Annotated in this window: 21 protein-coding genes; 7 read left to right on the top strand and 14 right to left on the bottom strand. The window is 59.8% G+C overall.

Going from position 1 to position 18,540, the window contains the following annotated elements; translation table 11 throughout:
* Position 1 precedes the first annotated feature (1 nt).
* The 3 genes from HCZ30_RS04730 (at position 2) to HCZ30_RS04720 (ending at position 2,504) form a co-directional block, all read left to right on the top strand.
* On the top strand, positions 2 to 574 hold the full coding sequence (locus HCZ30_RS04730) for a cob(I)yrinic acid a,c-diamide adenosyltransferase (protein WP_167636836.1): 573 nt from the start codon (positions 2 to 4) through the stop codon (positions 572 to 574).
* A 245-nt stretch (positions 575 to 819) separates the two neighbouring features.
* Entirely contained in the window at positions 820 to 1,578 is a 759-nt protein-coding gene (locus tag HCZ30_RS04725; RefSeq protein ID WP_167636834.1) for an electron transfer flavoprotein subunit beta/FixA family protein, read from the top strand.
* Positions 1,578 to 2,504 (top strand): electron transfer flavoprotein subunit alpha/FixB family protein, encoded by a 927-nt coding sequence (locus HCZ30_RS04720; RefSeq protein ID WP_167636832.1) that lies wholly within the window; start codon positions 1,578 to 1,580, stop codon positions 2,502 to 2,504. The genes HCZ30_RS04725 and HCZ30_RS04720 overlap by 1 nt, the downstream gene beginning before the upstream one ends.
* 47 nt (positions 2,505 to 2,551) lie before the next feature.
* On the opposite strand, the gene HCZ30_RS04715 is transcribed toward HCZ30_RS04720, so the two are convergent.
* The gene (locus HCZ30_RS04715; RefSeq protein ID WP_167636830.1) at positions 2,552 to 3,337 is read right to left on the bottom strand and encodes a DUF6473 family protein; all 786 of its coding nucleotides are present in this window, start codon (positions 3,335 to 3,337) and stop codon (positions 2,552 to 2,554) included.
* Between the two features lie 161 nt (positions 3,338 to 3,498).
* On the opposite strand from HCZ30_RS04715, the gene HCZ30_RS04710 reads away from it, so the two are divergent.
* A complete protein-coding gene (locus HCZ30_RS04710) occupies positions 3,499 to 4,374 on the top strand; it encodes a 3-hydroxybutyryl-CoA dehydrogenase (RefSeq protein WP_167636828.1) in 876 nt (291 codons plus the stop codon).
* Positions 4,375 to 4,380: 6 nt separating this feature from the next.
* On the opposite strand, the gene HCZ30_RS04705 is transcribed toward HCZ30_RS04710, so the two are convergent.
* From HCZ30_RS04705 to HCZ30_RS04675, 7 genes are read right to left on the bottom strand one after another with little or no spacing between them, the layout of a single operon-like run.
* Positions 4,381 to 5,241 (bottom strand): lysophospholipid acyltransferase family protein, encoded by an 861-nt coding sequence (locus HCZ30_RS04705; RefSeq protein WP_167637092.1) that lies wholly within the window; start codon positions 5,239 to 5,241, stop codon positions 4,381 to 4,383.
* Between the two features lie 15 nt (positions 5,242 to 5,256).
* On the bottom strand, positions 5,257 to 5,526 hold the full coding sequence (locus HCZ30_RS04700; protein WP_167636826.1) for an HPr family phosphocarrier protein: 270 nt from the start codon (positions 5,524 to 5,526) through the stop codon (positions 5,257 to 5,259).
* Positions 5,526 to 5,921, bottom strand: coding sequence for a PTS fructose transporter subunit IIA (locus HCZ30_RS04695; protein WP_167636824.1), 396 nt, complete (start codon positions 5,919 to 5,921; stop codon positions 5,526 to 5,528). The genes HCZ30_RS04700 and HCZ30_RS04695 overlap by 1 nt, the downstream gene beginning before the upstream one ends.
* Positions 5,918 to 6,823: an RNase adapter RapZ gene (rapZ, locus tag HCZ30_RS04690; protein ID WP_167636822.1), complete on the bottom strand. Its 906-nt coding sequence runs from the start codon at positions 6,821 to 6,823 to the stop codon at positions 5,918 to 5,920. The genes HCZ30_RS04695 and rapZ overlap by 4 nt, the downstream gene beginning before the upstream one ends.
* Before the next feature lie 2 nt (positions 6,824 to 6,825).
* Positions 6,826 to 7,287 carry an HPr kinase/phosphorylase gene (locus tag HCZ30_RS04685; RefSeq protein ID WP_167636820.1) on the bottom strand — a complete coding sequence of 154 codons (462 nt, stop codon included), beginning with the start codon at positions 7,285 to 7,287 and terminating at the stop codon, positions 6,826 to 6,828.
* A complete protein-coding gene (locus HCZ30_RS04680; protein ID WP_167636817.1) occupies positions 7,229 to 8,962 on the bottom strand; it encodes a sensor histidine kinase in 1,734 nt (577 codons plus the stop codon). Before HCZ30_RS04680 ends, HCZ30_RS04685 begins: the two co-directional genes overlap by 59 nt.
* A gap of 6 nt (positions 8,963 to 8,968) precedes the next feature.
* The gene (locus tag HCZ30_RS04675; protein ID WP_167636815.1) at positions 8,969 to 9,670 is read right to left on the bottom strand and encodes a response regulator transcription factor; all 702 of its coding nucleotides are present in this window, start codon (positions 9,668 to 9,670) and stop codon (positions 8,969 to 8,971) included.
* Positions 9,671 to 9,973: 303 nt separating this feature from the next.
* Between HCZ30_RS04675 and HCZ30_RS04670 the strand changes: the two genes are divergently transcribed.
* Both HCZ30_RS04670 and HCZ30_RS04665 read left to right on the top strand, forming a co-directional pair.
* Positions 9,974 to 11,572, top strand: coding sequence for a phosphoenolpyruvate carboxykinase (locus HCZ30_RS04670; RefSeq protein ID WP_167636813.1), 1,599 nt, complete (start codon positions 9,974 to 9,976; stop codon positions 11,570 to 11,572).
* A gap of 86 nt (positions 11,573 to 11,658) precedes the next feature.
* Positions 11,659 to 12,192 carry a DUF3859 domain-containing protein gene (locus HCZ30_RS04665; RefSeq protein WP_167636811.1) on the top strand — a complete coding sequence of 178 codons (534 nt, stop codon included), beginning with the start codon at positions 11,659 to 11,661 and terminating at the stop codon, positions 12,190 to 12,192.
* Here the strand turns inward: HCZ30_RS04665 and HCZ30_RS04660 are convergent.
* Positions 12,189 to 12,959 (bottom strand): sulfite exporter TauE/SafE family protein, encoded by a 771-nt coding sequence (locus HCZ30_RS04660; protein ID WP_167637090.1) that lies wholly within the window; start codon positions 12,957 to 12,959, stop codon positions 12,189 to 12,191. The two genes, HCZ30_RS04665 and HCZ30_RS04660, sit on opposite strands and share 4 nt — an antisense overlap.
* 142 nt (positions 12,960 to 13,101) lie before the next feature.
* On the opposite strand from HCZ30_RS04660, the gene HCZ30_RS04655 reads away from it, so the two are divergent.
* Positions 13,102 to 14,778 (top strand): acyl-CoA dehydrogenase family protein, encoded by a 1,677-nt coding sequence (locus HCZ30_RS04655; protein WP_167636808.1) that lies wholly within the window; start codon positions 13,102 to 13,104, stop codon positions 14,776 to 14,778.
* Positions 14,779 to 14,835: 57 nt separating this feature from the next.
* On the opposite strand, the gene recO is transcribed toward HCZ30_RS04655, so the two are convergent.
* The 5 genes from recO to lepB are packed head-to-tail and all read right to left on the bottom strand — an operon-like array spanning position 14,836 to position 18,537.
* The gene (recO, locus tag HCZ30_RS04650) at positions 14,836 to 15,561 is read right to left on the bottom strand and encodes a DNA repair protein RecO (protein WP_167636806.1); all 726 of its coding nucleotides are present in this window, start codon (positions 15,559 to 15,561) and stop codon (positions 14,836 to 14,838) included.
* Positions 15,562 to 15,582: 21 nt separating this feature from the next.
* Entirely contained in the window at positions 15,583 to 15,909 is a 327-nt protein-coding gene (locus HCZ30_RS04645; protein ID WP_167636804.1) for a DUF1491 family protein, read from the bottom strand.
* The gene (era, locus tag HCZ30_RS04640) at positions 15,906 to 16,820 is read right to left on the bottom strand and encodes a GTPase Era (protein ID WP_167636802.1); all 915 of its coding nucleotides are present in this window, start codon (positions 16,818 to 16,820) and stop codon (positions 15,906 to 15,908) included. Before era ends, HCZ30_RS04645 begins: the two co-directional genes overlap by 4 nt.
* The gene (gene rnc / locus HCZ30_RS04635; protein ID WP_167636799.1) at positions 16,817 to 17,497 is read right to left on the bottom strand and encodes a ribonuclease III; all 681 of its coding nucleotides are present in this window, start codon (positions 17,495 to 17,497) and stop codon (positions 16,817 to 16,819) included. The genes era and rnc overlap by 4 nt, the downstream gene beginning before the upstream one ends.
* Positions 17,494 to 18,537, bottom strand: coding sequence for a signal peptidase I (gene lepB, locus HCZ30_RS04630; RefSeq protein WP_167636797.1), 1,044 nt, complete (start codon positions 18,535 to 18,537; stop codon positions 17,494 to 17,496). The genes rnc and lepB overlap by 4 nt, the downstream gene beginning before the upstream one ends.
* Between the last annotated feature and the right edge of the window lie 3 nt (positions 18,538 to 18,540).

Below are 18,540 nucleotides of genomic sequence, written 5' to 3'. Positions count from 1 at the left end.
CATGGTTGTTCTGAACAAGATTTACACGCGCACCGGTGACGCGGGTCAAACCGCGCTGGGGAATGGCAATCGCGTTGCCAAATACGATCCTCGGGTTTCGGCCTATGGCACCGTCGACGAACTGAACGCGACGCTCGGTATGGCCCGCCTTCATGCCGAAGGTGACCTCAGCGACAAAATCGCGGCGATCCAGAATGACCTCTTTGACCTTGGCGCGGACCTTTGCCGCCCCGAGATGGAGAAAGACGCCGAGGCGCCCTACCCCGTGCTGCGCATCATTGATACGCAGGTGGACCGCCTTGAACGCGAGATCGACGCAATGAACGCCAACATCGAACCGCTGCGCAGCTTCATCCTGCCTGGCGGCACCGCGCTTGCCGCTCACCTGCACCTATCGCGTACCGTGGCCCGCCGCGCTGAACGCCTCGCTGTGGAGCTTGCGAGCATCGAGGACGTGAACCAGTCGGCGATCAAGTACCTCAACCGACTGTCGGACTGGCTGTTCGTCGCGGGCCGTGTCGCCAATGACAACGGCAAGCAGGATATCCTGTGGGAGCCGGGCAAGACCCGTTGATTCTACCCGAAGACGCAGATCGAGGCCGGAATCGCGAGGTTCCGGCCTTTTGATTTCGGCCATCACGCAATTTTATTGCGCCGCCGATTTTCCCAATAAATCCAACGATTGCGGCAGTGCAGAATGTTGAAACGTGGCGTCTTAGCGCTTTGCCGCGTCGATTTTGCACTGTTTTCCATTTGCTGCGCTTGCTAACACCCTCTGCAAGGGCGCCAACCGGCGCTGCAATGAGGGAGATAACGCCGATGAAGGTCCTGGTGCCTGTAAAGCGCGTGATCGACTATAACGTGAAAGTCCGCGTCAAATCGGACGGCACGGGCGTCGATCTTGCAAACGTAAAGATGTCGATGAACCCCTTCGACGAAATCGCGGTCGAAGAGGCGATCCGCCTTAAAGAAGCCGGCAAAGCTGACGAAGTCGTCGTCGTATCCATCGGTGTGAAGCAGGCGCAAGACGTTCTGCGTACCGCACTCGCTATGGGTGCCGACCGCGCGATCCTCGTGACCGCAGCCGACGATGTTCACACCGACATCGAACCGCTCGCCGTTGCCAAGATCATCGCGAAGGTTGCTGAAGAAGAGCAGCCGGGCCTGATCATCGCGGGCAAGCAGTCGATCGACAACGACATGAACGCCACCGGCCAGATGCTCGCAGCTCTGCTCGGCTGGTCGCAGGCAACCTTTGCCTCGAAAGTCGACGTCGAAGGCGACAAAGCTGTTGTCACCCGCGAAGTCGACGGCGGCCTTCAGACCATCAAGGTCAACATGCCGACCATCGTCACCGCTGACCTTCGCCTGAACGAGCCGCGCTACGCCAAGCTGCCGAACATCATGAAGGCCAAGAAAAAGCCGCTCGAGGAAAAGACCCCCGAGGACTACGGCGTCGACGTGACCCCGCGCCTCGAGATCGTCAAAACCTCGGAGCCGCCGGTACGTGAAGCCGGTATCAAGGTCGGTTCGGTCGACGAACTGGTGGCCAAACTCAAAGAAGTGGGAGCTCTCTGATGACTGTTCTGCTGCTTGCTGAAATCAACGACGGCGTCCTCTCCGTCGACGCCACCGCAAAGGCCGTCTCGGCTGCGAAGTCGCTCGGCGAAGTCACCGTTCTGGCCGCTGGCGCAACTGCTGCCGCCGCTGCTGCCGAAGCCGCGAAGATTGACGGCGTGTCCAAAGTCCTCGTGGCCGAAGATGCGCTCTACGGTCACCGTCTGGCCGAGCCGGTATCGGCTCTGCTCGTCTCGCTGGCTGGCGACTATGGCTACATCGTTGCTCCGGCAACGACCGACGCCAAGAACATCATGCCGCGCGTTGCTGCTCTGCTCGACGTCATGATCCTCTCGGATGTGACCGCTGTTGTCGACGGCGACACCTTCGAGCGTCCGGTTTACGCCGGTAATGCGATCCAGACCGTCAAGTCGAAGGACGCCAAGAAGGTCATCACCTTCCGCACCTCGACTTTCGACGCTGCTGGCGAAGGCGGTTCGGCTGCTGTCGAAACCATCGGCGCCGGTGAAAACCCGGGTCTGTCCGAGTGGGTTGAAGACAAGGTTGCCGAAAGCGATCGTCCGGAACTCACCTCGGCCAAGATCGTCGTATCGGGCGGCCGCGGCGTTGGTTCGGAAGAAGACTTTGCGATCATCGAAAAGCTGGCCGACAAGCTCGGCGCTGCTGTCGGTGCATCGCGCGCTGCTGTCGACTCGGGCTTCGCGCCGAACGACTGGCAGGTTGGTCAGACCGGTAAGGTCGTCGCACCGGACCTCTACATCGCTGCGGGTATTTCGGGCGCTATCCAGCACCTTGCCGGTATGAAGGACTCGAAGGTCATCGTCGCGATCAACAAGGACGAAGAAGCACCTATCTTCCAGGTTGCCGACTTCGGTCTTGTTGCCGACCTCTTCACCGCAGTGCCGGAACTGACCGAGAAGGTCTGATCCTCACCGCAGGAACTCGAAAAAGCCCCCGTTTTTCGGGGGCTTTTTTATTGGCCCATCAAGCGGAGCATGACCGGCTCCAACGCGTCGGCGGCCTCGCAATGCCCCTTCGCATTCATCAGCGTCTTCGCAATTCCGCCCTGCCCGTCCGGCACGATCATCCCGCGCGTACCGACCTCGACCGGAGCGATTTCGACTATCGAGGAAGCGAACGGGCGAAGGCTCTCCAGTGCATTGCCCGAGACCGAGCCCGTTTCGGCGAAATCGCTCGGGCACAGCAACACAACCTGCCTACCGACAGCATCGATCAACGACCGCATCCTTGCGCGCCAAGCCTCTGCGATCTCTTGTTGAACCGCTTCGGCGCACTCAGGCCCTGATGCCTCGACCGCGCGTAAAAGCTGCCAGACAAACGTGTATTCGGTGAAATCAACGCTAGGGCAGAGCGCCCTCAAGCTATCGGACGCGTGGATCAGCCGCTCGTTACGCCTTGGGTGGACGCGGTAGAAACGGTTGGAAAGGTGGGTGAAGTTGCACGCCTCGATCACAGTCACCGTAGCGCCCCGACAGACATCAATGACGCTCGGATCCTGCGCAAACGCCCCGACGGATGCCCCCACGACGCCGAGGTTCACGCAAGCGACGCCCGTATTCGCCTCCAGCAGTTCTGGAAACGGCTCGTCGATGTAGCGCCCGAACGTATTGCTCCCCCCGAGGAACGCAACATAGGGCTCGCTAGGCTCGCGCTTCGGGCCACGGAAATGCAGCCGCGAATGCCCGTAGTGGCAAAGCTCGTAATCAATGCCGCCCCCCGGCAGCAATTCGTGTTTCATAACAACCCACCATTCGAATGCTCGATTTGAGGCAGGATTCGGCCATAAATGTTGAAATCTGATTAATAGGACAAATTGCGCTTAACTTTAGCAAGACACTCGCCTTGAACCATTTCGCTATGGCGGCATATGTTGCCAGTGTCAGCACGAAGGGCAGCGATATGACGATCCAGAAAATTGGTGTGGTTGGCGCAGGTCAGATGGGCAATGGTATTGCCCATGTATGCGCGCTTGCCGGATACGATGTCGTGATGAACGACGTCAGCGCGGATGCGATGGCAGCAGCGCTCGCCCTGATCGGCAAGAACATCGACCGTCAGGTCAGCAAGGGCACCGTGACCGCCGAGGACAAGGACGCCGCGATGGCGCGCATCTCGACCACGGCAGAGCTGTCCGAACTTGGTACCTGCGATCTGATCATCGAAGCCGCGACCGAAAAAGAGACGATCAAGCAGCAGATCTTCGACGCGCTCCTGCCGCACATCAAAGAAAACACGATCCTTGCGTCGAACACCTCGTCGATCTCGATCACGCGTCTGGCGAGCCGTACCGACCGCCCCGAGAAATTCATCGGTTTCCACTTCATGAATCCCGTACCGATCATGCAGCTGGTCGAACTGATCCGCGGCATCGCTACGGATGACGAGACGTTCCACGCGTGTCAGGAAGTGGTCGAACGCCTTGGCAAGACTTCCGCGACCTCCGAGGATTTCCCCGCGTTCATCGTGAACCGCATCCTGATGCCCATGATCAACGAAGCCGTCTATGCGCTCTACGAAGGCGTCGGTAGCGTGTCGTCCATCGACACCTCGATGAAGCTGGGCGCGAACCATCCGATGGGCCCGCTGGAGCTGGCCGACTTCATCGGTCTGGACACCTGCCTTGCCATCATGAACGTGCTGCACGACGGTCTGGCAGATACGAAGTACCGCCCCTGCCCGCTGCTGACGAAATACGTCGAAGCAGGCTGGCTCGGTCGCAAGACCAAGCGCGGCTTCTATGACTACCGCGGTGAAACTCCGGTTCCGACGCGGTAACAGCCGTTAGTTTTCGAGATTAATGGTGTGGCTTCGCAGCCATGCCATGAACGCACGCGGATCGCTCACGCGGGCGTCGATGTCCTCTGCGGGGATCGGATGACCGATGACTGGCGCTTGCGGCTTGTCGAAGGCGTGTACGACTTCATGGAGCAGCAGGCTCTGGCGCAGCGTCGGCGATACTTGCGCGGCCATCTGGTAAGCGCGAGAGTTCGATCCGGGGAAGAAGCAGGGCACGACAGTTGCGCCGGACGTCCGGATCATCTTGGCGGTGAAGACGTTCCATTCCGCCTCGATGGCAGGTCCGAACATCGACTTTGCCGAAGACACAACGCCCGACGGGAACAAGGCGATCAGGCCATCGTTCTTCAGATGCTCCATCGCCTCTTTGCGCATGTCGATCATCTTGCGCTGCGCGTCTTTCTCGTGCGGGAACGGCACGGGGATCATGTAGCTCGCGGCGCTCTCGTCGATGCCAGCAAGGATCGAGCGGGTCAGAATGCGGTAATCGGAACGACGACGCCCAATCAGTGCGGCCAGCACCATGCCGTCCACCAGACCGTGCGGGTGGTTGGCGACAAAGATCACAGGCCCCGTGGCCGGAATGCGGGCAATCTGTTCTTCAGGCGTTTGAATGTCGACGCCCATGACCTGCATGGTGGCATCCCAGAACGCCTGCCCCTTAGGGTTTCCGAGCTTCTCGAACTGGCGAATGCGGCGGATGATCGAATATTTACCCGTCAGCCATTCGATCCCGCGAATGACGTTCCGCTTCACCGGATTTTCGAAGGTGTTCGAGTATGTCAGGCTGCGGCGGTCATAAACAGGTTCTGTGCCGGACGGGGTGCGCTTAGGCGAGGAGTCCATGGTGTCGACCACGGTTCAATTTCCTTCACCGAACTTGTCGGCCACCAATGCATCGATCGCTTCCATCAACTCGTCGGCCTGCGCCCCCGAGGTTTCCACGTCGATATGGGAGCCAATCGCAGCACCGAGCATCAGAAGACCCATGATGCTGTCACCGGAGGCACTGTCGCCGTCCTTGCTGACAGTACAGGATGCGTCATGCGCTTCGACGACTTCGACCAGTTTGGCTGAGGCACGGGCGTGCAGGCCCTTGATATTCATAATCTGCAAACGGCGAGAGGGCATTAACGATCCGAGTTAACTTGATGACTATTGATATATTTTCGACCAGCCGAGAGTGCTGCGTCAACAGCGTCGGGCACAGTGCGGCCACGGCTTTTGGCTAGTTTGATGAGCATAGGAAGGTTCATGCCGTAAAGGATGCGGCGGTTATCGGGGCTACAGGCACGGAGCGATAGATTGGAGGGTGAGCCGCCGAAAATATCGGTCACGATCACCACGCCGTTGCCCATATCGACCTCGTCAGCGGCATCGCAAATTTCGGCCTGTTTGGCGGCGCGATCATCTTCGGGACCAGTTGAAATCGCCTTCACGCCGGTCTGTGCACCAACGACATGTTGCATCGCCGCGAGGTATTCGCGTGCGAGTCCGCCATGCGCAACGATCACGATCCCGATCACGCTTCCTGTCCTCGTAATACCCTGTCGCTTTCTGGGCGACGTTCCAGTTCCCGATGGCGTTTAGACACTTGCCATCCATCCTCTGCAAGCGCTTTTGCCAGCATTTCGGTCAAGGCGACGGAGCGGTGTTGCCCTCCGGTGCAGCCGAATGCGATGGCGAGGTGCGACTTGCCTTCTTCCTGATAAGCAGGGAGCAAAAGCCGCGCCATGTCCACTACCCCAAGAAAAAACGCATCGAACCGTTCATCTTCGGCCACATATTGCGCGACGGCACTATCGCGCCCGTCCTTGGCCCTGAGCGCCGGTTCCCAATGCGGGTTCCTGAGGAATCTACAATCGAGCACTATATCGAGCCCGCGCGGCAAACCGCGTTTGTAGGAAAAGCTCTCGATGGTAATCGCCAGCGATTTGCCCTCTTCGGGGCGGAACCAGCCTTGCACCTCTGCACGCGCCTCGTGCGGCGTCATGGCGGTCGTATCGATCAGAATGCCCGCACATGCGCGAATGGGCTGGAGCAGGTCACGTTCGCGGGCAATCCCTTCGATCGGCGCCCCTTCCACCGACAGCGGGTGACGGCGGCGGGTTTCCGAAAAACGCCGGATCAACGTGCTTTCATCGCAGTCCATATAGAGGACTTGCAGGTCAAACCGTTCGTCTTCGGCAAGCATATCGATCTTGTTAATCACCGCATTGACCGAGAAATCGCGGTTGCGGACATCAAGACCAAGCGCGAGCGGACGCTCAAGCGGCTGGCCTTCGATCAGGCGGTCCATGAGGCTGATTGGCAGGTTATCGATGACCTCGAAACCGATGTCTTCCAGCGCACGCACAGCCGTTGTCCGTCCGGCACCGGAGGGTCCGGTCACAAAGATAATCTGCTGTTTTTCCTGCTCGGTCTGCATCGCTAATCTGATCTGCCCCTAAGAAGATACTGACGGATTGCATAAACAAAGTGAATGCCGTCCACCCTGTAAAGGAGCGGTACTTCGCGATTGTGTAATCTTTTCGTGCGCCAAGGCGGGAGGCGCTGCTCTTCGACCTGATCAAGATCGACAATCAGCGCCAATTCTGCGTCCACGGCGTCCGCTTTGAGCAGCCCGACACCCCGTGCTTCGATTTTCCCACGAATCGTGTGAGGACTTCTCACGGTCATATCGGGAAGGATGTCGACTGCATCATCACCCACCAAATCACAGCCGAGCGCGAGCAGTTGAAGCGCCAGAGTGGACTTGCCCGAACCCGAGCGGCCGGTGATGAGCACCGCCCGCCCGTTCAAGGCTACACATGATGCGTGAAGTAGCAGCGCCTCAGATCGGGAGGCCGACGACAAAGCGTGCCCCCAGCGGATCGGAGGTGATGTCGGCATCGCTCGGACGGATATTCTCGGCCCAAATCACGCCGCCATGCGCTTCGACGATCTGCTTGGAGATCGCGAGGCCAAGACCGGAGTTGTTGCCAAACTGACCTGCGGGACGGTGCGAATAGAAGCGCTTGAAGATCTTCGTCAGCGCGACATCCGGAATACCCGGACCGGTGTCCTCAACAACGATCAGAACACGGTTTTCACGGCGGCGCGCCCAGACGCGGATCGCGTCGCCCTCTTCGCAGAACGACGTGGCGTTGGTGATCAGGTTGACGAACACCTGTGCCAGACGACCTTCGAGGCCCGAAATACGGATCGGCTCTTTCGGCAGATCCGTGAGGTATTCGATGCCCTTGTCCCGTGCCTGCTCGCCGAGGAATTCGTTCAGATTGCCGAGCATCTCGATGAGGTTGAACTCGACCTCTTCCTCGCGCACCAGTTCGGAATCGAGACGGGAGGCGTTCGAGATGTCGCTGACCAGACGGTCGAGGCGGATCACATCGTGCTCGATGACTTGCAGCAGCTTTTCGCGCTGGTCATCACGCTTCGCCACGCGCATCGAACCAACGGCAGAGCGCAGGGATGCCAGCGGGTTCTTGATCTCGTGCGCAACGTCGGCGGCGAACTGTTCGTTCGCTTCGATACGTTCGTAAAGCGCGGCGACCATCCCGCGAAGGGCGCTCGACAAACGACCGATCTCGTCAGGGCGCGCGGTCAGGTCGGGAATACGGATGCGGCTGGGCGACATCTTGCGTGCGTTGCGATCACGGCCAAGCTCGGCGGCTGCGGCAAGGTCGGACAGCGGGTTCGCGATCGTTGATGCCAGCACCAGTGAAAGGCCGATCGACACCATGATGCCGATGACGAAAATCTGGAGCACCATCTCTCGCTGGCGGCGGACCAGCTCGTCCAGCTCACCAGCAGCGCCAAGCATCACAACCACACCAACTGGCTGCCCGTTCTGGATAATCGGCGTGCTGACGCGGAACATGTTGCGTCCATTGGGGTCGGCATCGGTCGAAATCGCTGTGCCGGCAGAAAGGGTCTGATCCACGGCAATCCGCGCGAATGTCTCCGGATCGGATGCGCTCGGCGACGTGTTATTGGGCGAGAAAATCCCCGCCAGACCTTCCCACACCGAGTTCAGGATATCGGTCAGGAACGTGCCACCACCCGCGCCATCAAGGCCGATGATATCGCTGGACGTCTCGGCCACCTTGTCAGCAATAAGCTGACCCGTGCGGTCGAAAACAAACAGATGCACACCGCCGCGCAGGTCGAGCGAGCTCACCGTGGTCGGCACGTCCACACCGTCGCCAGCCATCAGGTTGACGGGAGCACCGGCGGGTAGCTGCGCTTCGATCACATCGGCCACCAGCTCTGCCTCGCTCACCAGACCATTGGCCCGCTGGAACGCGAGGTGGTCGCGGGACGGGTTCATCCAGAGAACGCCACCGACCATGATAATCATGGCGAGCAGGTTGAACGTGATGATCTTACGCGCGAGCGGAGACTGGTTCAGCGAGAACCACGTGCGACGCTTGCGGCGCGAGGACGAGTCATCGCCGAAGTTCATCTCCGGCGAGACATATTCATCACCAAGCACGACGTCAGAACCGCTCGCTGCACCACGCACCGACCGCAGATCCCTTACATCGACCTTGGACGTCATCGTCATCGGACTTTATTCTTCGTTGTATCGATAACCGATACCATAGAGCGTCTCGATCGCGCTGAACTCTTCGTCGACCTGACGCATCTTCTTGCGCAGACGCTTGATGTGGCTGTCGATCGTGCGGTCATCAACGTAGACCTGATCGTCATAGGCAACGTCCATCAGCTGATCCCGCGACTTCACGAAACCCGGACGCTGGGCCAGAGCTTGCAACAGCAGGAATTCGGTCACGGTCAGCGCCACGTCCTTGCCCTTCCACGTCACGGCATGACGGAGCGGGTCCATGGTCAGCTGACCGCGGGCCATGACCTTGTTGTCGTCGGTTTCCTCGGGAACGACACCGGCGCGCGCTTCCTGACGGCGGAGCAGTGCGCGGATACGTTCGACGAGCAAACGCTGGCTGAAAGGTTTCTTGACGTAATCGTCCGCACCCATCCGCAGGCCCAGAACTTCGTCGATCTCGTCATCTTTGGAGGTGAGGAAAATCACCGGCATCGCGCTCTTCTGGCGGATGCGTTGCAGGAGGTCCATTCCATCCATGCGCGGCATCTTGATGTCCAGAACCGCGAGGTCCGGCATCTTCTTGTTGAACACGTCGAGTGCAGCCTGACCGTCGTTGTAAGTTTCGACTTCGAACCCTTCGGCTTCGAGTGTCATGGCAACAGAGGTCAGAATATTCCGGTCGTCGTCGACCAAAGCAATTTTGTGCATGGGTTGTTACCCCTTCAGCCTGTCTTTTTTATATATGCCCGTTTTGAGAACACTTGTCCTCCGTTTCCCATAACGAATCAACGCCAAACTGTATTCCGCCATGTTTGCGGAAACAGGACCGTGACGAAAAATCCTCTTGTTATCGCAATCATCCACTTTCGGAAAATGTTTGCGCTATCGGTTTGCGTTAACAGCAATTTGGTTGCGCTAACAAAGGGTTAAAGGGGTTTTTTGGCCGAAAATCATAGTGCTATGTGAAATGGTCACGGGGCACAGGAGGCCCCTTTTATCAGGAGAGAGACAATGGACCACGGACGGGTTAACCCCACCATGAAGCTTCAAGACCAAGGTATTTCGGGTCTGGGCTCGGTCTATTATAACCTGATGGAGCCGGCTCTCGTCCAAGCTTCGCTGACCGCCGGAGAGAGCACTCTCGGTAAGGGTGGCGCGCTTCTGGTCTCTACCGGAAAGCACACCGGCCGCTCGCCCAAAGATAAATTCGTCGTCCGCACCCCCGATGTCGAAGACAGCATCTGGTGGGAAAACAACGCGCCGATGGAGAGCGCAGCGTTCGACACCCTGCATGACGACATGCTGGCCCACATGAAGGGCAAGGACTTCTACGTTCAGGATCTTTTCGGCGGCGCGGACCCGTCGCATCGCCTTGATGTGCGTCTTGTCACCGAACTGGCATGGCACTCGCTGTTCATCCGCCACATGCTGCGCCGTCCGGAGCGCGAGGAACTCGACACCTTCGCGCCGGAGTGGACCATCATCAACTGCCCCAGCTTCAAGGCCGATCCGGCCAAGCACGGCTGCCGCAGCGAAACCGTCATCGCGATGAACTTTGCCAAGAAGGTCATCCTGATCGGCGGTACCGAATACGCTGGCGAGAACAAGAAGTCGGTGTTCACCCTGCTGAACTACCTGCTGCCGGAAAAGGGCATCATGCCGATGCACTGCTCTGCCAACCACGCCATCAACAATCCGGTCGATACCGCGATCTTCTTCGGTCTGTCGGGCACTGGTAAAACCACCCTGTCGGCTGACGAGACCCGTACGCTGATCGGCGACGACGAGCATGGCTGGTCGGATCGCGGCACCTTCAACTTTGAAGGCGGCTGCTACGCCAAGACCATCAACCTGTCGGCCGAAGCCGAGCCGGAAATCTACGCCACCACGTCGAAGTTCGGCACCGTGGTCGAGAACATGGTCTTCGACAAGGACACGCTGGAGCTGGATTTCGAGGACAACTCGATCACCGACAACATGCGCTGCGCCTACCCGCTGCACTACATCTCGAACGCATCGGAAAAGGCGCTCGGCGGCCACCCGAAGAACATCATCATGCTGACTTGTGACGCATACGGGGTCCTTCCGCCGATCTCGCGCCTTACTCCGGCGCAAGCGATGTACCACTTCCTGTCGGGTTTCACCTCGAAGACCCCCGGCACCGAAGTTGGCGTGACCGAGCCGATCCCGACCTTCTCGACCTGCTTCGGTGCGCCGTTCATGCCGCGCCGTCCGGAAGTGTACGGCAAGCTGCTTCAGGAAAAGATCGCCTCGCACGGCGCAACCTGCTGGCTGGTCAACACCGGCTGGACCGGCGGCGCGTTCGGCACCGGCTCGCGTATGCCGATCAAGGCAACCCGCGCTCTGCTGGCAGCGGCGCTCGACGGCACCCTGTCGGAATCGCACTTCCGCAAAGACCCGAACTTCGGCTTTGAAGTGCCCGTCGCGGTGGACGGCGTCGACGCAACCCTGCTCGATCCGCGCGCCACTTGGGCTGACGCGTCGGCCTACGACGCGCAGGCATCGAAGCTGGTCGAAATGTTCGCCGACAACTTTGCCCAGTACGTCCCGTTCATCGACGACGACGTCAAAGCCGCTGCAATCGGCTAAGGCAATCGCAGATTTGTGACGAAGGGCTGGCGGTTTCGCCGGCCCTTTTCCTTTGCGACTGGTACGGGTTTTGCCAACATAGCGGCATGATGAAACTCGCCGCATTGACCGCCTCATTTATTCTCCCCACGCTCGCATTCGCCGAAGTGAGCGCCGCGCCCGAGATCGTGCTCGGCGAGGTAGGACTGCATTGCCCCTATCGCACCGCAGGCAGCGTTCCGGCCCCCGATACAGCTTATGGTTCGGTGGACGAAATCGACGGTGATCCTGCTGCCATTTCGCTGACAACCAACATTCCCGCGCTTCTGGATATGGGCTTTGGCGTTGAATACCGCCTCGCCGACGGTGTGAGCCTGCCTTCCGCAGAGGTCCAACTCACCCATCCGCCGATGGGGCCGAACGGCATCACGGAACAGCGCTGGACCACACACCCGTCGAGTGACGACATGGGCTTCACCATCTACCGCTTCGATTTCCCCGAGGAAGTCGTGACAGGCAAATGGACCTTCGAGCTCGTCGCAGATGGCAAATCTCTATTTAAAGCAGAGTTCGACGTGATCCCTGCCCCGCCAGGCATCACGTTTGAAAGCCTTTGTATGGGCGGGAGCCTGCTGTCTTAACCCAGCAGCCCACGACGCACGAGGTTCACACCGGCAATCAGCAGCACCCAGAGCGTCGCCTTGCGGAAGACTGCCTGATTGATCCGGTCGTGGATTTTGAATCCGATCCACATGCCGAACACCGCAGGCACAAGCATCACCAGCGAGAACGAAACGGTGTGCTGGTTCAGGATGCCCGACTTCAAATGTCCAGCCAGCAGCATCACCGACCCAAGCCCGTAGACTACGCCCTGCACGACAAACTGGCGCGCTTTGGGCGTCTCGACAGCAACAAGGTAAAGCACCGTGGTCGGCCCCCACGTCCCCGCGAACCCACCGAGGATGCCTGACGCCAAACCCGCAATCACGGATGCGATGGGACGCCGCTCAGTTGGAATGACGATCTTGAGGCCCGACAACTGCACCAGACAGAGCGCAGTCACCACAATCCCAAGGCCAAGCAGCATGGTGTCAGCCGAAACGACCTTTACGAATTGCGAGGTGATCAGGATCATCACGCAGGTCAGCAGGACGTAGAGTTTGTATTCCTTCAGCGCCTCGACCGCCTCACCAAAGCCTGCCTTCGCGACCTGCAAGAAGTTGGACACCACGATTGGCAGAATGATTCCCGCGATCACCAGTTTCGGGTCGAGCAGCACGCCCATGCCCGAAATCATGATGAGCGGCATGGCAAAGCCAACCGCTCCTTTGACGATGCCCGCAACGACTGTCACGGCGAAGGCGAAGACCAATAATTCAGGCGAAATCAATGAGAAAATGCTATCCATAGCAACGTTGTACGCCTGCTGATCGCCCATGACACCACAATTCGGATGCGACAGATTAGGTCACGCAATAACTTTGCGACGAAATATTATTGCGCTGCGGATGCAAAGGTATTATCTCTGCAGCAGCAAAAAGGAGTCGCACATGCCACATGACGGACAGGACATCACCATGACCGCCACGCCAGTACTGAACGACCTTCTGAGCCTGACCGGCGCGACGATTGCACCGCTCGAGCAACTGCTCGAAGCGGCCACCGCAAACGTGCGCGACCTCGTGTCCGACAATGGCCGCGTGTCGAGCGCGCTGATCGAACAGCACCAGACCGCCTCCCACGGCCTCGCCTGGCTTGCGACCTATGTCGAGAGCCTGCGCCAGATGCACACCTGGGCCAGCCGCCAGAACGACGAAGGCAAGCTAAGGGAAACCGAACAACTCCTTCTGCAAATCGCATTTGGCGAATACCTCGCCCAGATCAAGGGCGGCATCCCGATGTCTCAGGGCGAAATCCTGCGCCTCACAACGCTCGGCGTTCAGGACACCCTGACCGGCGACGCTGTCGACATCCTACTGCACAGCGCAAACACACAAGCCGCCCGCTCGCGCCTCGTTCATTTGATGCAGGAACAAGCGGCAGAGATCACCGTCGGCAACTGCGGCCTCGACGACGAGCTCGAGATGATCCGCGAACAGTTCCGCCGCTACGCCATTGACCGCGTCGAGCCGAATGCCCACGAATGGCACCTCAAGGACGAGCTGATCCCGATGGAGATCATCGAAGAGCTCGCCGAAATGGGCGTCTTTGGCCTGACCATCCCCGAAGAATTCGGCGGCTTCGGCCTGTCCAAAGCGTCGATGGTCGTCGTGTCCGAAGAGCTTTCGCGTGGATACATTGGCGTCGGCTCACTTGGCACCCGTTCTGAAATCGCGGCCGAGCTGATCCTCGCCGGCGGCACCGACGCGCAGAAAGAAAACTGGCTGCCGAAACTGGCATCGGGAGAAATCCTCCCGACTGCCGTTTTCACCGAACCGAATACCGGCTCCGACCTCGGCTCCCTGCGCACCCGTGCCGCCAAGGACGAAAACGGCGATTATCGTATCACCGGCAACAAAACATGGATCACCCACGCGGCCCGTACGCACGTGATGACATTGCTGGCCCGCACCGATCCGAACACCACCGATTACCGCGGCCTGTCGATGTTCCTCGCAGAAAAAACACCTGGCACCGACGACGAGCCGTTCCCGACCGAAGGCATGACTGGCGGCGAGATCGAAGTCCTCGGCTACCGCGGCATGAAGGAATACGAACTCGGTTTCGACAACTTCAAAGTCAAAGGCGAAAACCTTCTCGGCGGCGAAGAGGGCAAGGGCTTCAAACAGCTCATGCAGACCTTTGAATCCGCCCGCATCCAGACCGCAGCCCGCGCAATCGGCGTCGCCCAGTCCGCGCTCGACACTGCAATGCAGTACGCGATCGACCGCAAGCAGTTCGCCAAGTCGCTGATCGACTTCCCGCGCGTGTCCGACAAGCTCGCGATGATGGCCGTCGAGATCATGATCGCCCGCCAGCTCACCTACTTCTCCGCTTGGCAGAAAGACCACGACAAGCGCTGCGACCTCGAAGCCGGCATGGCCAAACTTCTCGGCGCACGCGTCGCTTGGGCGGCGGCGGATAACGGTCTGCAAATCCACGGCGGCAACGGCTTTGCCCTCGAATACAAGATCAGCCGCATCCTCTGCGACGCGCGCATTCTGAACATTTTCGAAGGCGCCGCCGAAATTCAGGCTCAGGTCATCGCCCGCCGTCTGCTCGGCTAATCTGCCTTCGTGCCCTAAATATCCCGGGGTGAATGCGAAGCAGAGGGGCAGCGCCCCTTAGTCGAGGCGAGCAATCGCCTCGATCAACCTATTCCGCGCCACCGGCACTGACCGCCCGCCGTCTCCGAATACGCGGTTCTCGATGAAATATCCCGTTGTGCCGAGCGCCTTGGCGATCTCGGCGTTCGACGCGTCACCTTCGCCTTTCATCACGGGCACCAACGGGAGCAGGCGCGAAGCCCACTCCCCTGCCCCATGCGCACTGACGGCGCGTCCCGACTTCGGCGACACGAACGCCAGGTCTTCGTTCACACCGCGGACCGCACATGCGGACAAGTCGAGCCCGTAGCCAAGCTCCTCCAGCAGCGCCATTTCCCATTGCAAATAGGCGAGAGGCCAGAGGTCGCTGTTCCCGAACAGATCGAACAGGCGAACCGTACGCTGATAGAGCCCTTCGTGTTTCTCACGCTCTGGTAAGGATTGCGACAGCAAGGCGCAAACGGCACCGAGACCGCTCAGCGCGAGGCGATCCCCGAGCACCGATGCCGCACGACTTCGCACGGGTTCGACCGTAAAGCTGCCCAAATGCTCGTTAAGCCGCGCTTTCCAATGAACCGAAATCTGGGTACCCGGCTGGAGCGTCGCCGCCATCTTGCGACTACCGCCACCGCGCACGACGCCTGCGTGGCGGCCTTGGGTCGGCGTGAACACCTCGATGATCATCGAGGACTCGCCATGCGCGCGCGCAGCGATCAGCACACCTTCATCGCGCCATTCAATCATGCGGACCTCTTGCGAGGGCGGCTATTCCAATCCTGGCTCGTCAAGCAAGTGCCGCCCGTGACGGTCTTCAACTTCGATGACCCAGAGGTCGCTGTCAAATGACACCTGCTTGCCGACCGACTGATCGACGTCCCGCTCGGGCCCTTCGCTCAGCACCATCCATTTGCGATCGCCCGTCATCAGATCAAACGACCGCTGGAACGCCTTGGCCTGTCCGTCGAGCGTGTTGAGCTTCACGAGGACAGCGCCGGCAGTCTCATCCCCCTTCCGGACGACAAACGCAGGGATATCGTAGACGCGCAGGCGCGCCAGATAGGCCGCCACCCAAACGCCGGAGGCGAGCCTCATGCGTTGCCGTCTTTGAAGTCGAGGCCCATTTCCGAATAGCGCTCGGCTTCGTCCAGCCAGTTCTCGCGGACCTTCACCTGAAGGAACAGGTGCACACGGCGGCCAAGGAATTCTTCGAGCTCTTCGCGCGACGCCCTACCAATCGCCTTAGCGGTCTCGCCACCTTTGCCAAGCACGATGCCCTTGTGACCGTCCCGGCTGACATAGACGATCTGGTCGATGCGGGCGGAGCCGTCTTTGCGCTCTTCCCACTTTTCGGTCTCGACGGTCAGCTGGTACGGCAGTTCCTGATGGAGGCGCAGCGTCAGCTTCTCACGCGTGATTTCGGCAGCGATCATGCGCATTGGCAGGTCGGCGATCTGGTCTTCGGGGTAGAGCCACGGGCTTTCGGGCAACTGCTGGCCCAGCCACTTCTTGAGGTCCTTACAGCCGTAGCCCTTCTCGGCCGAGATCATGAAAGTCTCTTCGAACGGATAGGCTTCGTTCATCTTCTGCGACAGCTTCAGCAGGTCTTCGGCCTTCACGCGGTCGATCTTGTTGATCGCCAGCGCAACGCGCGTGCCCTCACGCTCTTTCAGCGCTTCGATGATCGATTTTACACCGTCGGTCATGCCGCGATGCGCTTCGATCAGCAGCATCACGAGGTCCGCATCGGCAGCGCCGCCCCAAGCGGCAGCAACCATCGCACGGTCCAGACGGCGGCGCGGGCGGAACAGGCCGGGGGTGTCGACGAACACGATCTGGTTGTCGCCGTCCATCGCAACGCCGCGGATGCGGGCGCGCGTGGTCTGCACCTTGTGGGTCACGATCGACACCTTCGCGCCGACCATCCAGTTCAGCAGGGTCGATTTACCGGCATTCGGTTCACCAATGAGGGCGACAAATCCGGCGCGTGTCTGGGTTTCGGTCATTCTGTCACCTTTTGCAAAAGAGCCTTGGCCGCGGCCTGTTCGGCTTGTCGTTTGGAACCTGCTGTCGCTTGAGCGGTCGGACCGGACGACAGGCGGACTTCGATCACAAAGACAGGTTGATGGTCAGGGCCGCTGCGATCAAGCTCGACGTAACGCGGCGGCTGCTCGCCCCGCGCCTGCGCCCACTCTTGCAGCAACGTTTTGGGGTCGCGCGCATCAAGTTTCACTTCCTCGACACGGTTGCCCCAGAGTTTCAATACAACGTCGCGCGCGACCTCGAAACCGGCGTCTAGATAGATCGCGGCGATGATCGCTTCCATCGCATCGCCCAACAGGGCTTGCTTGCGGCGACCGCCGGACTTCTGTTCGGACCGGCCAAGCTTCAGGACCGCACCGACGTCGATCTCGCGTGCAACTTCCGCGCAGGTCTCTTTGCGCACGAGCGCGTTGTAACGCGGCGCAAGCACGCCTTCCGACGCCTCGCGGTCGGCTTTGAACAGCGCCTCGGACATCACAAGACCCAGCACGCGGTCCCCGAGGAACTCGAGCCGCTGGTTGTTGTCCCGATTCGGTGTGGACATCGAGGGGTGCGTCACAGCACGAACGATAAGATCGGGGCGCGCGAATTCGTGCCCAAGCCGCTTGGAAAAAGCGACCAATTCAGCAGACAGTTTCATTTCACAGCCTTTAGGATGCGCGCAGGGCGCCAGTTCCAGACAGAAAATGCCGACGGTCCGTTATAGGAGTAAAGTATCCGATGCGCCTGCCCAATCACAGCCGCATGGGGCACCATCCCGAAACCATTGACCTGAGCCGCATACCTGCTGTCAGCGGCATTGTCACGGTTATCACCAACAATAAAATAGTGATCGGCCGGAACGCGGAAGACGCCCGTGTCGTCCGACGGCATCCGGTCGTAGATGTTGAGCACTTCGTATGCCTGCCCGTCCGGCAGTGTCTCGATGTAGCGGTCCTTTTCACAAACCGCGCCATGCCCGACCGCGCCGTTGGTACAGCGCGGAATATGGCGAAGCGCCCCTTGCGGCTCCATCACCTCTTGAAACGGGTCGATCTGCTCTTGCGAAAGCTGTTCATCGTTGAGCCAGACGCGGCCATCTTTGAACTGCACGGTATCGCCGCCGATGCCGATGATTCGCCCCATAACGGCCTGCCCATCCGCACGTTTCAGGGCAACGATATCGCCGCGATCAAAGCTGTTGCTGACCTTGCCGACCGCCACGACGTCACCGACCAGAAGGTTCGGCTTCATCGAGCCGCCGACTATGGCGAACGGCTCCCAGAACGCGCGGGTCAGGCACAGGAAGGCCAAGATGCAAGCCAGCCCGAACCCGAGGCTGCGGAACGCGGTTAGTTCGTAAAGCCTGCGCTGCCCGCGTCCTTTGACCAGCAGAACTAGCACCACGACGAGCGCCAGATAGGGCACGAACATCAGTAGCAGCACCCAGCCCGGCCAGCGGATTTCATTCACGCGGCGGAGGAGATGTCCCCACATCGGCACGACTGTCAGCGCGACCAAAAGCCAGAGGAAGGTCTCAAGCAGGCGATGATCGGGAAGCGCGGCGCGCTGGTACATCAGCCCCAACTGCGGGACTACGCAGATGCCGAGGAACAGCAGTAGTTCGCGGCGCGAAGTCCGACCCGTCCAGTCGTAGCCCCTGATATAGAGCTTGAGCGGATTAAAGGTCGGCTTCGCCATGTT

Source organism: Marivivens donghaensis (genome assembly GCF_011806565.1).
Taxonomy (GTDB): Bacteria; Pseudomonadota; Alphaproteobacteria; order Rhodobacterales; family Rhodobacteraceae; genus Marivivens; species Marivivens donghaensis_A.
The sequence above is the reverse complement of the archived record's forward strand: the minus strand, read 5'-3'. Positions and strand labels throughout refer to the sequence as shown.